The following is a 14,227-nucleotide window of genomic DNA, read 5'->3' as shown; positions in this document are numbered from 1 at the left end:
AACTAAGGCTTTTCAAAAGAGAATCGGATATCTAACTTTAATAGATCTCTGACTTGTTTGAACTCATTTTGAAGCTCTTCACCAATCGGAACACCTTTATCTTTACGCTCTAACCAAGTAAGGTACTCTTTTTCGCCTGCCGTGTATATTCGATCATGGTTCGGGGCCTTTTCGGAGGCTCTGAGTTGTCTTAAAATTTCACCCGTGGTGTGTTTCAAATTTTCCAAACCCATGAAGAATTCTGGGTTGATAGCGAGAAAGAAGTGTCCGACTGGAATTGGCCTTGCTGTGCCATCTTCAGCAACCCCACTGAGTTGATGAAGGAAGGAGCCTGCTTGTAAAGCACTCGAAAAAATCTCTACCAAAGTAGCGTAACCATAGCCTTTATACCCGGCGAGTTCTTCACCGATGCCCCCTAGGGGTGATAGGGCTGCTTTTCCACTGACTAAGTCGGATAATATTTGTTTACTATTGGTTTGAGCTGTGCCATCTCTACCAATGACCAATCCGGCTGGGGTTGGTTGTTGATTTCTGGCATAATATTCAATTCGACCACGTTGGGTAATCGAGGTTGCTGCATCTAATACGAATGGAAATGCTTCGTCGGTTGGGACAGCGAAGGTGAGTGGGTTGGTGCCCAACATATTTTCAACACCAAAGGTCGGTGCGATGGATGGTCTGGCATTGGTCCCAGTCATGCCAATCAAACCATGCTCCGTCGCCATCGTTGCGTAATATCCAGCTATTCCAAAGTGCGTACTGTTCCTAACGACCACCATGCCTAAGCCCAATTGTTTGGCTTTCGTGATGGCCATACACATCGCTTTATGAGCAATCACCATACCCATACCATTGTGGCCATCAATGACAGCGGTGGTTGGGGTGTCTTTAAGTATTTCTAAATGCGTCACTGGTTCTTGTATCTTTTTCATAATACGGTCAATATAAAACGGTTTAAAGCGGTTGATCCCATGCGATTCAATCCCTCTTCGATCGCTTTCCAATAAAACATCTACACAAACCTCGGCGTCTTTTTGAGGGACACCGACTTTCATAAATGCGGCCATCATAAAAGACTTGGCTTCTTCCCAATGCATGTATGGTCTTTCCATGTTAAAAACCTCCCAATTGAATTGATTATCTATTTATATTGTAATCCTTTTTATGTTGGTTTTGTTGAGAAAAATAAAACATCCTAATCGATGACTAGGATGTTCACAATGGATACTTCAAAGACGGTCGCTAAGACAACTAAGTTATCTATTGAAGGCAGAGAATCTCCCTATTGCCATTTATAAATGGCTTGTGGCGATTCGAATCCAAAGACTTCTTGAATTTCCTTCACCGATAGATTCTTTTGTTTGCGTAGTGATTCAATGTTTTTGCCGGTTGCTTTCATGTTGATTCTGGGGAATGTTTTTGACAATTCTGTTCACCTTTCCTTTTAATATAACTGATCAATCACCTCATACTTCTTAAGGGTTTCTAACATAAACGCATAAGGGTCAATCGATTGATTTTTTGCAATACTATCAAATACATGCGGTGATGCACCACTCACTAAAATTACGTGGTCTTGTTCTAAGGCAGGTAGTTGAACGCGTCTTGCGCAAACATTCCAGAATACGACAACGGGCAATTCGTATCCATTTTTAGCATATTCAGTTTTGAAATACTCATAGGATGACATACCATGTGTATCTCCATCAAACTCCATGTCGGAGATGATTAAGATTCGCTTTGGCATATCCTCAGCTTTCACATCTTTTTGCTTAGCCATATCCAGAATCAATTGAAATACCTTCTTAATGTTGGTATTTGAACAGTCTCCGTAATGCATAGCTGTCATTATTTTATCATAAATATCACCTTTGTCTAGTGTAACCAGCTGTGGTCTAGAACTAAAAGTAATAAATTTATTTTTAAATGGTCCGGTAAGCATCTCAGAGGCGAGGATTGCGAGAGATGTGGCGACATAAATCGCACCTCCATCATACATCGAAACAGACCCATCTCGTACCACAATGGTTTGAGCATCCAAATCGACTCTAGGGTAGTTGTCCCATAGTTTTTGATAGAGGGCTTTGGTGGTTTCATCGACTTCATCTTGTTCAATCGCATCTCTTACAATTTCATAAGGATACAGTGTGCTCATATTTTTAGGTGCTTTATTTTGAATAAACGCATTGAATCGATCGGCATCGTTTCGAATGAATGCTTTTTTATACTTAAATAAGGCTTTGGTTGGGACAGATTGATAGTCTTCAACTGGGGTTTTGGTTCTCAAGTTGTTTTCCACAATTAACCCATCTCTTAAATAAGTTAATTGTTTTCTGTAATCTGCTTTTGATAATTTTAAAGCTTCACAGATTACATTCGCAAGCCTTCTTGTCTCTGAATTACTTGTGTTAATAGAGGGCATCCATTTAGCCAATAATGAGACTGGTTGACCAGCTTCTTTATTGGCTAAATCTGCCTTTAATTGTTGTTCGATAAGGGTCATAACGTCGGATTCAACCGGGGTTCCAATGAATGCGAAGTAATCATCATATCGACCGTATGTCTCAATGATTGGTAGTAGTTTTCTAGCCACTTCGGGGTAGAAATTACCCAATCCATTGAGAAGAATACGGAAAATCCTTCTCTCACCCAAACCACTTTTAACGTCTCTCGCATAAAATAAAACCCTTAATGCGATATGACGGTCTTCGTAGTAGGCTTTCAAGAACGTAGCATATAGTTGGTCTACATGGTATCTCATGCCACCAATCAAAGCAAACAAGTCCAAACAATGTGAGCCTGAGCTATAGAAAGCTTTGTCTCCATTCATGGTTTCTGTGATATTCAATTGATTGGTGAAATACGTTAAAGCATCCATAAAGACCTCCGTATATGGGGGTGTTTGAGGATACCTAATAGATATCCTCAAACGACAAGACACGTTGTTTTTGGTTGAACCTTGATCTCTATAATTTTAATAGTAATGTTGGCTGCAAGTGTCTTTACACTTTCATTATAGATGGTTGTTTTTACCGAAACAATAAACCGTTAGTTTAAAATAAAAACACGCCGAGATTGGCGTGTTAGTGTTGGATTGCTTGTAATAGATTTTGTTTGTGTTCAGGAGACCTTACAACAAACAAATGGGTATCACCCAATTGATAAGGGTTCCCTGTTTCATTGAATAATAGGGCACCTGCTTCTTGACATAATAAGACCCCAGGACCTAAATCCCACAAGTTCTTAACCGAGGTATAGAACATGGTGAAGATGCCTTCTGCAGTAATGGATAATTCTAATCCAATACTGCCAAGCATACGCAATTTAACTTGATTCTTTAAAGCGAACTTCAATAGTTTTTCATAATAGGTTTTATCACTGTTTTTATTGGTATACCCCACCATCGACATCATCTTATTCGATGGTTTTTTATTGTCTAATACATGGATACGTCTATCGTTCAAATAAGCACCTTCACCTTTAATCGCGTAATAGACTTTCTCATTGCTTGGGACATAAATAAAGGATAAAGCCAAATCATCTTCGTCATATAAAGCGATTTGAACCACATAAGCATCAAAGTTCACAGCGTAGTTCGAAGTCCCGTCAATCGGGTCAATAAGCCAAGCACGATTGACCAATTGACCATCTTTATGAAATTCTTCACTCAAGAAGTTATCGTTTGGAAAATCTTGTTTAATGACTTTAATGAGTTCTGATTCTATATATAGATCGGTGGTTGTAACAATCTCATCCCCTGATTTGAAGGATACCTCTTTTAGGTTACTATCAATCTCTTTATATATTCTTGGCACATGTGTTTTTAATAGGTTTAATTCTTTTATATATTTCATCGTCATTACCTCCCCTTCATTATACAAAAAGGATGACTAAAAGTCACCCTATGATTGTTGTTCGTTCAGTTCCTTTAAGACCATGGAGAAAGTTCCGATAGCGAAAGCAAGTATCATTAAGAATCCAAATACCAAGATAATCCCTGGCGCATCCATTTCGTCTGCGAAATCATAAACAAACGGTAAATCAAAAAATAGAACCGCGCCAATCGTGTAACCTGAATAGCCTATTTGAGACAAGTAACGTTGACTTTTAGTGGTATAGTACTCTTTTTGTTCTATTTGAATCAATAATCTAAAGGTAAGATATAAGCTATAGACATAAGGAATGACCATGATGTACATGCTGATGAATACCCATAACAAATAAAATTGCTTATAGCCTATTTCAAGTAAGGCATCGCCGATCCAAATCGGAAAGACATAAAACGCACCTAGCATTGCGGGCATGAGTCCTAGAACAGTTGTTATTTTTAAAATGAGTGTTTTTATTTGTAAACTATTCCTATCCATATATAATTATTGTACTTTATATTTTAAATGAGACTACTCATTTCTAGAGAAGTTATTGTACTTTATATTTTAAATGAGACTACTCATTTCTAGAGAAGAATACTGTTCGAGAATCATCGCATACTCTTCTAATTTTTTCATCCAACAAATTATATTTTTTTTCATATTCTTCATACTCGTTTTTGTATGAAACCCTAAAAAATACGAATAATATTAAATACAAAATACCTGGTATAACAAATAATACTGCTAACAACAAAAATAATATAAAACTAAATGCGAACGGTGGCTTTGGACAATACAAGTTTTCTTGTTCTTCACGCAAAGTTTCATATTCGAACTCAAACTTCACTAATTGATGATACACTTTGTTTTGAGTTTCTCTTGACATGGAAACATCTAAGTTATTAATTGATAGTAGTTCCCATCCAAACGCTTCGTACTCTTTGACTCTCTTCGGTACTTCACTTTTTCGATTAACTGAAAAAATCTTAGATTCTCTTGACATAAATAATCTCCTTATATTTCATTATGAGTTTCACTATTATAATATTACCATGAAAAAAATTATAATACACTATAAATTTAAACAAAATCCCCACACGTGGGGAGGTGTGGGGATAGTTCATAAGGCCGTGGGAGGCCTTACTTACGGGGATTAGTTCGCTGCGTATTTTTCAGACTCAGTAAAGAGTTCTAGTAATAGCGCGAAGGTTTTTCTATGATTATCTTTGTCATAAACAAATTGATCACTTAATATGTCATTTAGGTGGTTTTGATACCAATCAACCATCTTCTTAGAAGTACGGTTTACAAGATTCACTTCGTGCTCTTGGATTGAATTTTTTAGGATTTCCATGTATCCTATAATATAGGGGTCCTTGGTGATATTTTCGACTGTTTTGGTCATGCCAGTCAATTCGATTTGATATTTCGTCCAATCCATAAATAAATTCACTCCATCCTCGAAATAAAACTTATCCGCCGATTTTTTTACCTGGGTCTGGTTCTTCGTATTCTAATACGATAGGATGATCTGCATTGACTGGTTTATTCAACCAAGCTGTCAATGAGCCAACCAACACAAACCCTAGTAATAACATGGCTATAATTTTCTTTTTCACGTGTCTTTCTCCCTCGACACGTGAATCATATCGTTTACCTCAGGGGGTGCGTGAGTGCACATGTGACACTTTCGGAGGTGTTACCCATGATTTCAAGAGAAATGTGCGTTTTACTCGACGACTTTAGAGCGAAAAAAAACCTCTCGATGTTAAACTTCATCGATGGGGTTGTTTCTTTGCGTCAATATAAAAGATATTTGTATGGCACCTCAGAGATGCCATTTAAGATGTTTGTTGAACTGTGTGACCGTGTCAGTGTTGAACCACTTTATATGGTTTATGAACTCGAACATAAAAGAATCGATCAAGCGAACCGTTTGGATGTATTCAGTAACGCAATCATTGCGAGAGACTTTGATCAAGCAGAAACCTTGATGCGAGACTTGAGTAAAGAAGTCATGATCGATCAAAATAACGAAATCTATTTCAAATTAAACATACTACAACTGGATTATTACTTAAAGAAATATCCCAATGCGCATTTGGCCAAAGTTTGTGCAGAGCTCATTCACTACCCAGATATCTTAAAACACGATGTGATGAATGGGGTTGAATTGGTCGGTTTATCCTTATTGTTAAACTTCATCCCTAATGAGGAACGATTCCCGATCATGGATAAGTTATATCAAATCATCAAAACGGGTGCTTATACCTTCATCAGTAAAGACTTCTTTCAAATGAACAGTGTCAGCTTAGGGGTTGCGAAAATGTATGGGATGAATAAGGATGATGTCAAGGTGATTGAACTTTGTAATGAAGTATTAAAAGCCTGTGACTTCAATGAATCTTACTTCAATTTGGACTTAACCTACTACTTCTTAAGTCTAGCGCACCGAAATCTTGGTAAAACAGAGGAAGCACACCAATATATTGAAAAGCTATATCACGCGACCAAAGTCAAAATTGAAAATGGCTCTTATGACCGTTTTAATGCTTTAATTAAAAAAGATTTTAGATTTGATTTTGAAACCTTATTAGCCAATAAGTTAAAGAAATATTAAATCTATAAAGACTTCTGCGGAAGTCTTTTTTTGTACATAAAGGGGTTCTTATTTCAAAAAATCAGTACTTGTTGAAATTAGAACTGCTGAATCGTACTCTAATTTCAACATCTAGAAAAAACCACCTATATTTTGTAGGTGGTTGAGGTTAAAAACTATTCTAATTCTTCAAATTTTTTCTTCATCGTAAAGTTGTTCTTGGTGAGTTTTTTCACTGTTAAACTATCCGCTTTGTCATTCGCAAGTCTCAAGTTATTTTCACTAGATAATAGATATTCTTTAGTTTTTTGAAGTGATTTGATGGTTTTATCAATCTCATCAATGGCGTCTCCAAACTTACGGCTTGCGAGTTCATAGTTCTTAGAGAAGGCTTGTTTAAAGGCGTTTAAATCGTCTTCGAATGTGGTGATATCAATATTCTGTCTACGCATCAAAGCGGCTTCTTGTTTGAACTTAAGGGCGTTTAGTGACGCATTTCTTAATAGGGTAATCATTGGGATAAAGAATTGTGGTCTAATGACATACATCTTCGGATAGATGTGTGAGACGTCAACGATACCGTTATTATAAAGTTCATTGTCACTTTCTAATAACGAGACGAGGATGGCGTATTCACACTTCTTCTCATTTCTGTCTTTGTCTAATTCTTTTAAGAAGTGTTCATTTTTCTTTTTAGTCGCGGTTTCATCTTGTTCGTTTTTCATTTCAAACATGATGGACAATATTTCAACGCCATTTTCATCGACTTCTCTAAAGATATAATCCCCTTTAGATCCGCTTTGTGCGTCGTTGTCTTTACCAAAGCTCGCTCTTGGGAAAGCGAGTGCACGAAGGTTGTTGAACTCATATTCACAGTGTTGTTCTAGGGTTTCACCAACCATTTTGGTCGATAATTTGGTTTTAAGGTCTTTATAATAAGCAATCGCTTCGTCTTTTTGTTTGAGTTGTTCATCGTAGCGTTGTTTGATCGATGATTTTTCGAGTTCTGCTTGTTTCTTTTCTAATTCAATGCGAGCGGTGAGTTCTTGAAGTTGTTGTTCCTTCTTAGATAACGCTGCTTGGGTTTCGAGTTGTTTATCTTTTAATGCGGAATCGATGTTGGATTTGAGTTGTTGGATGATGAGTTCTTGTTGTTTGAGTTGTTCTTTTAGTTTGCCTTCCGCACTTAGAACAGCCAAGGATTTCGCTTGTTCACTGTTGTTGATTTTATCTTTAAGTGACTGAAGTTCTTGTTCCTTTTGGGAGAGTTTTTGTAAGAAACTCGACTCGACTCTGGTTTTCTCAATCTCAATATCCTTTTGATTTTGAATCTTGAGTTGTTCCAAACGTTGATGGATTTCTTGGTTGAATTCTTGAGTTTTCACTTGATTGATGATGTTTAAGTAACCTTCATCGTTGAGTGTGAATTCTTGACCACAGTGTGGGCATTTGATTTGATTCATAAGATAGACCTCCCTTAATATTTATACTAACTTTATTATACACCATTTTTACGTCATCATCTCATCTAGTTATGTATAAAACATAAGGGGTTACGCTTTCGCATAACCCCTTAACAGTGAGTAAGCAGTTTCCCCGATACTGCTCAACCTTTTACATTATACTACACTTTGAAGCGAGTTCAAGCAGTCAAATTGGTGACTTTTTTCCATTATAAGAAAAAAATCACAATTCTAAGTTAGCTTAAGCTATTTAACGGGTACTTTGTCCAAATAAATGGCTTTGAGTGGTTCAACTTGGTGATAAATCATCCCCAATAACATCGCACGGTCTGCGATGGCACCACCAATTGATATGTTGGCTTGAATGGCCTCATCGAAGTTTTCATAGTGAGACAACAAATGAATGACTACTGGAATACTCATTCGGATGGCACAAGCTCTACCTGCATAGGTTTCAATAAAACGTTCCGTATCCGTCATCAAGAAGGCTTGTTCTAAGGCTTCTTGATACAAAGCAGGTGACAATGTTAGCGATGATTCTACGGCTTGTTTTAGCCCTAAATGACGGTTATCTAGTATGTGGTCAAAGAGTTTAAAGAAATCATAGTAAGCACGGTCATTTGAATAAAGCTGCGTCAGTTCAAACGCCTTTTCATTGGATAATCCCAGTTCTTTACAAACGATATAAGGTACAAAACCAACCAAATGATCATCATTGAGTGAGTAGGGTTGTACTGTCAAGTTAAGTTCTTTCGATAACATCGAAACCACGTGTTTTTTCGCATAGGATTCCACATAGCCACGATAGTCGCCACCTGGTTTAAAGTGATTAAAAACCAATTGACTATAATCATTCACCGTAAATGATGGGTTTTGTTTCATGGCTTGATATAACCATAAAATCATTTCACCTTGAACGGTAACATCACCTAAATGACTATTAGGGTAGGCAAAATAGGATGGGTTTGCTTGTTCGTAATCGGATTTGGATTGTACTTTAAATAATAAAGATTGGGTTTTGGCTTGTTCTTTTAACCACTGATGGTCATAAATCCAGTGCACACCTAAGGTCGCAGCGTTAGCGGCGAGTGCTGGTTGAATGTACTTTTTCATAGACAACAACTCCTTTGTATCTAAAGTATACCATTGAAAATCAATTGTAAAAACGAATGCGCTTATGTGCATTATAATTAGGATTATAAACAATGTGTGATAAAATGAGTAAAAACAAGAGAGGACTATATTCACATGAAAAAATTGAGCTTGTTCGTATTTTTATTAACTTCATTATTTATTTTGAGTGCCTGCGGTTTATCATCCGATCGACCACTACGCGTCGGCATGGACTTAAGATATCCACCCTTTGAAACTGTAACAACAATGAATGACCCTGAGGGGATCAGCGTCGATGTTGCGAAAGCATTTGGTGATTTCATTGGTCGTGACGTTGAAATCGTCAACACCAACTTCGCTTCTTTAATCCCTGCACTTAATGCGGGTGATATCGACATCATCATCGCTTCGATGAGCATCACTGAAGAACGTAAACAATCGGTCGATTTCACGAACCCTTACTTCTACTTTAAAATCATATCTCTATTGAATAAATCTTTCGCAACCACCAATGGTTTAACGGAAGATTCCACCGTGGAACAATTGCTTGCAGTTACAGGGGCGAAATACATTGGTATTGCTTCTCAAGTATCCGCGACCATCCCTGCTTCTTATGGTAAAGACGTCATTGAAGCCACCGATTTGAGTACTGCTGTTGCGTCAGTTGCACAAGGCACTGCTGACATCTTATTGATGAGTGCGAACCCTGTCTTGGATGGTTATAAAGCCAACCAATCGACCACCATAGTCGTTTGGGATGCATTTGTATCCTCACCGATTGGTATGGCCGTTAAAAAAGGTAATACTGAATTGTTAGCAGATGCGAACCGTTTCATCGAAACCTTCAATGATGAAGGTGGTTTATATGCGATATTGAGCGAAAAATGGGATGCAATATTGTTAGAAAAGCTAGGACGTTACGGCCTTGAATTCTACATCAATGAATAAGTTTAAATCCTTCATTGCTTATGGATTCGCCATCTTAACCATTCTCGCCTTTGTCTTATTTGTTATATTCCGTCAAACCAGTCAGTTTGCTTTTGACGCGTTTGTGCCTTATCGATCTTTGATTATTGAAGGGATATTCAATACCATCTGGGTATCGATCATCGCCTTGATTGGTTCAATGATTTTAGGGTTTGTTTTGTACATCTTACAGGTGTCTAAGATTAAGTATTTCAATGCTTTGGTGGATGTATTCACTGAAATCATCTATGGAACACCTTTATTGGTATTGATCATCATTATGGCGTTCTTAATTGGTCCAGCATTCAACTCTTATCGAAGAGATTTGTTTGGGATCATCGCGTTGGTGGTATACATGTCACCCTACATGAAGAATGTCTATAAGTCCGCTTTCGCATCCATATCGAAAGAACAATTTTTAGCGATGGATCTATTTTTATTCACACCCTATCAACGGTATCGTTATATCATCATCCCACAAGTGACTAGACTATTAATGCCGACATTGATGAACAACTTCTCGATGATCATCAAAGGGAGCGCACTGCTCAACTTACTCAGCTTCGCAGAGCTTTATTATGTCATTAATGTGGCTCAATCTCGAACGTTCGCGTTCGTAGAGGGGTATTTGTTGATGTGGGGGTTGTACCTATTATTAACCATCCCGCTATCACAGTTGACCAAATATGTGGAAAGGCGGTTCACACTATGAAAATAGCACTCGAACACATCACCCATGCGTATGATATCGATATCTTACATGACATCGATTTTCAACTCGATGGGTACCATTCAGTCGCCATCATCGGGGTATCTGGTTCAGGAAAATCTACCCTCATACGACTGATGTCTGGTTTGGAAAAGCCCACCACAGGTCGAATCCGTATTGACGATTTATCTGTCGATAGTGAAGACTATAAACGACATGTGGGATTTGTCTTTCAAAACCACAACCTATTCCCACATTTAACACTGAAAAGAAACATCACGTTGATTCTCGAAAAAACCAGAGGTAAATCACCCGAGGAGGCGGAAAAGATTGCGAGAGGGTATTTAACCTTACTCCACTTAGAAACCCAAATGGATAAACTCCCAAAGAACGTATCGGGTGGTCAAGCCCAGCGCGCATCGATTGCGAGAGCGTTGTCGATTGACCCAAATATCATCTTCTTAGATGAGCCTACAGCGTCTTTAGACCCGATTTTAACCTATGAAGTCTTAGAGGCCATTAAGAACCTGAAGTCTTTGGGTAAATCCTTCGTGTTTGTTACCCATGTCTTGAGTTTTGTACGCGAATTCGCAGATTATGTCATCTTTATGCACGATGGTCAGATTCATGAACATGGACTGCCTTCGATATTGGATGAACCAAAAACCATTGAACTCAAAACCTTTATGGACAAAGTCAAATAACAATAATCCCGTGAAGTCAGCCTTCACGGGATTTTTTAATATCGATTGAGGGCTCGAGCTTTTCGAATCTTTCGATCATTCTTATTAATGAATGACTTCGCTTTCGCCTTTAGCAGATGCTTTCTACCTTCCACACTTCTGGTGTATATCAGTACATACTTATCTAAGACTTTCGATAAATGATTTTCCAAAATTCTCGCAACCTCCGTATTCGATATCGACGCTGGTGCGTTAAAGCTCACCCGGTGGTTTAATCCAAATAATCCTTTTTGAACGATGATGTACCTTGGGTTATCCATTGGTGATAAGACTTCTTTCATCGCGTTCGTGAATACATGTTGATCATGCACATTCGCGTTGGATAACTCAATGAGAGTATTGATTTTAAAATCATCGTATTGTACCCGTACTTTGGATAAACGGGACTCAATCATTTGATGGTCTTTAAAGGTATTTAGAATCGCAACCCCAATCCACTTGATGTAGTTCATCGGAGAGATGTATTTTAGTAGAATAATAGTACTATAAGATAATCCAGATAACACGATTAGATAGATCGAGATGATGATTGCAGCCCTTAAGTCGGGTGCTTGAACATTCACTCTAAACAAGACATTCGCGAATATGAATAATATACCTAACAAGACTTCTCTTGCATAATGGTAAAAGGATGCACTGCGTGGTAGGGTTGTTTTTTCAACTTCAACCCGTTCGAAAATGCCATAATCATCGTATTGCTCAATCGTACTTTGCCACGCAGTTCTCACCGATGCACGGTCTTTAGATAACTGAATCATCTCTTGATTGATGTGGTCAAACTTCTTAGGGTGAAATGGGGGTTTGATGATGTCGATACGTTCTATACCACTTTCAATGGTTGCGTTATGATAGGCTGGACCCATGAAACAATCAAACCGTTTTTTGAGTGTTTCATAGTCAGCTGAATGGATGATGTCTTTGTGTATACCAATATCATAAGATGCAAGATATTCTTGTTCGATGTCGCTTTCTTTGGCACTGGGTTCAATCGAGACCAAATGCCAAATATTCGATACTTTATTGGGTTGTTTTGGGTCAATACGGATGGCTCTACCCCTCATTTGATTGGATAGCATGAACGAGCCTACATAAGAAGCGAGAATGAGGCTATTGACGGCGGGTGAATCCCAGCCTTCACCGAGTAAGGAAGCCGTACCGATGATGATTTCAATTTCACCTAATTCAAACAAAGCAGTGATGAGTTTGACTTTGTGTTTATTAGACCCTGTGAATGTTACTGTCATAAATTCCGTTGAAATCGGTGATGTTGAATATGTCGAGGAATCCCAATCAAGATGATTGGCAATCACCGATAAAATAGACATTGGTAAGATGACCAGACTACCTGATAATAAAGCGATTTTAGGGTGCTTTGGTAGAACCCTTCTTACCGCTTCAAATAAGGTGGTAGTACCAATCGTTGATAAGGGTTCATCTGTATGGATTAAATTGAGTTGATCCTTCTTGATGAAGTCAGTGAGAATGACCATGCGTAAGGCGTTGCCTAACGATTGGTATTCTTCTTTAACAATCGTTTGAATCGAGTTTAACTTCGCTGATGATCCAATAATGGTCTTAATGATTTTCGCATTATAATATAAACTCAATTGATTTCTTTCAATCAGATTATGTTTCGAAAAGTATTGTTTAATATATTGAACACTTGGCATAGTATCTTGGTGTGTTAAAACAAATGATAACCCTTGTTCCAATCGTTCGACGGTCATTTTAGGTAAGTGTTTTTGATTGGTGATGTCTTTGATCAATTTGATGGGCACTTGAAATGAAATATCTTCTAATAACAATAAGAATGAGATAAATGTATCTGGGTTTTCTAAGATGCGTTCTATATCACTTGAATAGGTTTGATAGATTTCTTTGAGCGCTTCGATATATTGAGGGTCTTGTTTTAATGCTTGATAGACAACCATCGCCTGTCTTCTATAGTCTAAGATCAGTTCTGTTTCAGTTTCGCTCGGATAGTTGAAATAAATATAGTCTTGATGTGGAGCGAGGGTATTTTGATGAACGAGTTCAGGGATGAAGATTTCTTCATCGATGTCTCCACAGAGTTCGATGTATTTATCCCATTCATTTGGACTAGAATCATAGGGTGGTGTCGCCGTCAAGGCGATGATTTTAATATCGCTTCCTAAGGCTTTGATGAACTGGGTGAGGGATTTGTGCCACTCACTTCTTAAGTGGTGTGCTTCATCCAAACAAATCGTTTGGATGCCATAGGCTTGGCACTGTTTGATTAAGTCAAACTGCGAAAAGTCGATTTGTTCGGTTTCAGATTCAACTTCATCGCTTTCTTCAAGGACCATCCGATGCATCGCTGCGTGTAATGCCTGATATGTAATCGATGTGATGGGTTTTAAATCAAACACATTCGCGGATACATAAGCAGATTCTAGCGATGAATCGTTTAAGAAGTTCTTAACAAAACGTTCCATCCACTGATGTTTGATGGTAATCGATGGTGAAAGAATCAACGTGGGTTGATTGAGTCTGGTGATCAGTTCTAATCCTAAAATGGTTTTACCTGACCCCGGTGCTGCAACAATATGGATTTTACCATCATCTAAATAGTTGGATGCTTGGTCTAATACCCGTTGTTGATAGGTTCTAAATGTCCCTTGAAATGGAAAATGGTTTAAGTTCATACAAAAACTCCAATCGATTTGTTTACTTCAATTATAACGTATTATCACTAGATTGGATGATTTATATTTTTGATAAGAAAACAGCATTTATCTCAT

At 37.9% G+C, this 14,227-nt stretch carries 15 protein-coding genes; 4 read left to right on the top strand and 11 right to left on the bottom strand.

What is annotated here, in order from left to right:
• Window positions 1–2 precede the first annotated feature (2 nt).
• The 8 genes from N7548_RS01720 to N7548_RS01685 all read right to left on the bottom strand — a co-directional run bounded on the left by N7548_RS01720 (window position 3) and on the right by N7548_RS01685 (window position 5,491).
• On the bottom strand, window positions 3–1,112 hold the full coding sequence (locus N7548_RS01720) for an Ldh family oxidoreductase (protein ID WP_263607669.1): 1,110 nt from the start codon (window positions 1,110–1,112) through the stop codon (window positions 3–5).
• A gap of 170 nt (window positions 1,113–1,282) precedes the next feature.
• Window positions 1,283–1,426, bottom strand: coding sequence for a hypothetical protein (locus N7548_RS01715; protein WP_263607668.1), 144 nt, complete (start codon window positions 1,424–1,426; stop codon window positions 1,283–1,285).
• Window positions 1,427–1,444: 18 nt separating this feature from the next.
• Complete coding sequence (locus N7548_RS01710) at window positions 1,445–2,878, bottom strand: DUF2828 family protein (protein ID WP_263607667.1); 1,434 nt, start codon at window positions 2,876–2,878, stop codon at window positions 1,445–1,447.
• Between the two features lie 205 nt (window positions 2,879–3,083).
• Window positions 3,084–3,854 carry an inositol monophosphatase family protein gene (locus N7548_RS01705; RefSeq protein WP_263607666.1) on the bottom strand — a complete coding sequence of 257 codons (771 nt, stop codon included), beginning with the start codon at window positions 3,852–3,854 and terminating at the stop codon, window positions 3,084–3,086.
• 48 nt (window positions 3,855–3,902) lie between these two features.
• A complete protein-coding gene (locus N7548_RS01700; RefSeq protein WP_263607665.1) occupies window positions 3,903–4,295 on the bottom strand; it encodes a DUF2975 domain-containing protein in 393 nt (130 codons plus the stop codon).
• 151 nt (window positions 4,296–4,446) lie between these two features.
• On the bottom strand, window positions 4,447–4,875 hold the full coding sequence (locus tag N7548_RS01695; protein ID WP_263607664.1) for a hypothetical protein: 429 nt from the start codon (window positions 4,873–4,875) through the stop codon (window positions 4,447–4,449).
• Between the two features lie 150 nt (window positions 4,876–5,025).
• Entirely contained in the window at window positions 5,026–5,313 is a 288-nt protein-coding gene (locus tag N7548_RS01690; protein WP_263607663.1) for a hypothetical protein, read from the bottom strand.
• Between the two features lie 31 nt (window positions 5,314–5,344).
• Complete coding sequence (locus N7548_RS01685) at window positions 5,345–5,491, bottom strand: hypothetical protein (RefSeq protein WP_263607662.1); 147 nt, start codon at window positions 5,489–5,491, stop codon at window positions 5,345–5,347.
• Window positions 5,492–5,577: 86 nt separating this feature from the next.
• Here N7548_RS01685 and N7548_RS01680 point away from each other — a divergent pair, with 86 nt between their 5' ends.
• Entirely contained in the window at window positions 5,578–6,492 is a 915-nt protein-coding gene (locus N7548_RS01680; protein WP_263607661.1) for a hypothetical protein, read from the top strand.
• A 155-nt stretch (window positions 6,493–6,647) separates the two neighbouring features.
• Here N7548_RS01680 and N7548_RS01675 read toward each other — a convergent pair whose 3' ends face one another.
• Together N7548_RS01675 and N7548_RS01670 are read right to left on the bottom strand one after the other, a co-directional pair.
• Window positions 6,648–7,934, bottom strand: coding sequence for a DUF2130 domain-containing protein (locus tag N7548_RS01675; protein WP_263607660.1), 1,287 nt, complete (start codon window positions 7,932–7,934; stop codon window positions 6,648–6,650).
• Between the two features lie 246 nt (window positions 7,935–8,180).
• The gene (locus N7548_RS01670) at window positions 8,181–9,047 is read right to left on the bottom strand and encodes a hypothetical protein (protein WP_263607659.1); all 867 of its coding nucleotides are present in this window, start codon (window positions 9,045–9,047) and stop codon (window positions 8,181–8,183) included.
• 135 nt (window positions 9,048–9,182) lie between these two features.
• Here N7548_RS01670 and N7548_RS01665 point away from each other — a divergent pair, with 135 nt between their 5' ends.
• The 3 genes from N7548_RS01665 to N7548_RS01655 are packed head-to-tail and all read left to right on the top strand — an operon-like array spanning window position 9,183 to window position 11,426.
• Complete coding sequence (locus N7548_RS01665; RefSeq protein ID WP_303645779.1) at window positions 9,183–9,995, top strand: transporter substrate-binding domain-containing protein; 813 nt, start codon at window positions 9,183–9,185, stop codon at window positions 9,993–9,995.
• Entirely contained in the window at window positions 9,973–10,725 is a 753-nt protein-coding gene (locus tag N7548_RS01660; RefSeq protein WP_263607658.1) for an ABC transporter permease subunit, read from the top strand. Before N7548_RS01665 ends, N7548_RS01660 begins: the two co-directional genes overlap by 23 nt.
• Complete coding sequence (locus tag N7548_RS01655; RefSeq protein WP_263607657.1) at window positions 10,722–11,426, top strand: amino acid ABC transporter ATP-binding protein; 705 nt, start codon at window positions 10,722–10,724, stop codon at window positions 11,424–11,426. The genes N7548_RS01660 and N7548_RS01655 overlap by 4 nt, the downstream gene beginning before the upstream one ends.
• Window positions 11,427–11,461: 35 nt before the next feature.
• On the opposite strand, the gene N7548_RS01650 is transcribed toward N7548_RS01655, so the two are convergent.
• Window positions 11,462–14,131 carry a DEAD/DEAH box helicase family protein gene (locus tag N7548_RS01650; RefSeq protein ID WP_263607656.1) on the bottom strand — a complete coding sequence of 890 codons (2,670 nt, stop codon included), beginning with the start codon at window positions 14,129–14,131 and terminating at the stop codon, window positions 11,462–11,464.
• Window positions 14,132–14,227: the final 96 nt, after the last annotated feature.

This window comes from Paracholeplasma manati (genome assembly GCF_025742995.1).
GTDB lineage: Bacteria > Bacillota_I > Bacilli_A > Acholeplasmatales > UBA5453 > Paracholeplasma > Paracholeplasma manati.
Note: the sequence above shows the minus strand (reverse complement) of the source record. Positions and strands in the feature narration are given on the sequence as shown.

What these genes read in the sequence shown, in the direction of transcription:
- N7548_RS01720 (WP_263607669.1), bottom strand. Translation starts at nt 1,112, where the DNA reads ATGGAAAGACCATACATGCATTGGGAAGAAGCCAAGTCTTTTATGATG.
- N7548_RS01710 (WP_263607667.1), bottom strand. Translation starts at nt 2,878, where the DNA reads ATGGATGCTTTAACGTATTTCACCAATCAATTGAATATCACAGAAACC.
- N7548_RS01705 (WP_263607666.1), bottom strand. Translation starts at nt 3,854, where the DNA reads ATGAAATATATAAAAGAATTAAACCTATTAAAAACACATGTGCCAAGA.
- N7548_RS01700 (WP_263607665.1), bottom strand. Translation starts at nt 4,295, where the DNA reads ATGCTAGGTGCGTTTTATGTCTTTCCGATTTGGATCGGCGATGCCTTA.
- N7548_RS01695 (WP_263607664.1), bottom strand. Translation starts at nt 4,875, where the DNA reads ATGTCAAGAGAATCTAAGATTTTTTCAGTTAATCGAAAAAGTGAAGTA.
- N7548_RS01690 (WP_263607663.1), bottom strand. Translation starts at nt 5,313, where the DNA reads ATGGATTGGACGAAATATCAAATCGAATTGACTGGCATGACCAAAACA.
- N7548_RS01680 (WP_263607661.1), top strand. Translation starts at nt 5,578, where the DNA reads ATGATTTCAAGAGAAATGTGCGTTTTACTCGACGACTTTAGAGCGAAA.
- N7548_RS01675 (WP_263607660.1), bottom strand. Translation starts at nt 7,934, where the DNA reads ATGAATCAAATCAAATGCCCACACTGTGGTCAAGAATTCACACTCAAC.
- N7548_RS01670 (WP_263607659.1), bottom strand. Translation starts at nt 9,047, where the DNA reads ATGAAAAAGTACATTCAACCAGCACTCGCCGCTAACGCTGCGACCTTA.
- N7548_RS01665 (WP_303645779.1), top strand. Translation starts at nt 9,183, where the DNA reads ATGAAAAAATTGAGCTTGTTCGTATTTTTATTAACTTCATTATTTATT.
- N7548_RS01655 (WP_263607657.1), top strand. Translation starts at nt 10,722, where the DNA reads ATGAAAATAGCACTCGAACACATCACCCATGCGTATGATATCGATATC.
- N7548_RS01650 (WP_263607656.1), bottom strand. Translation starts at nt 14,131, where the DNA reads ATGAACTTAAACCATTTTCCATTTCAAGGGACATTTAGAACCTATCAA.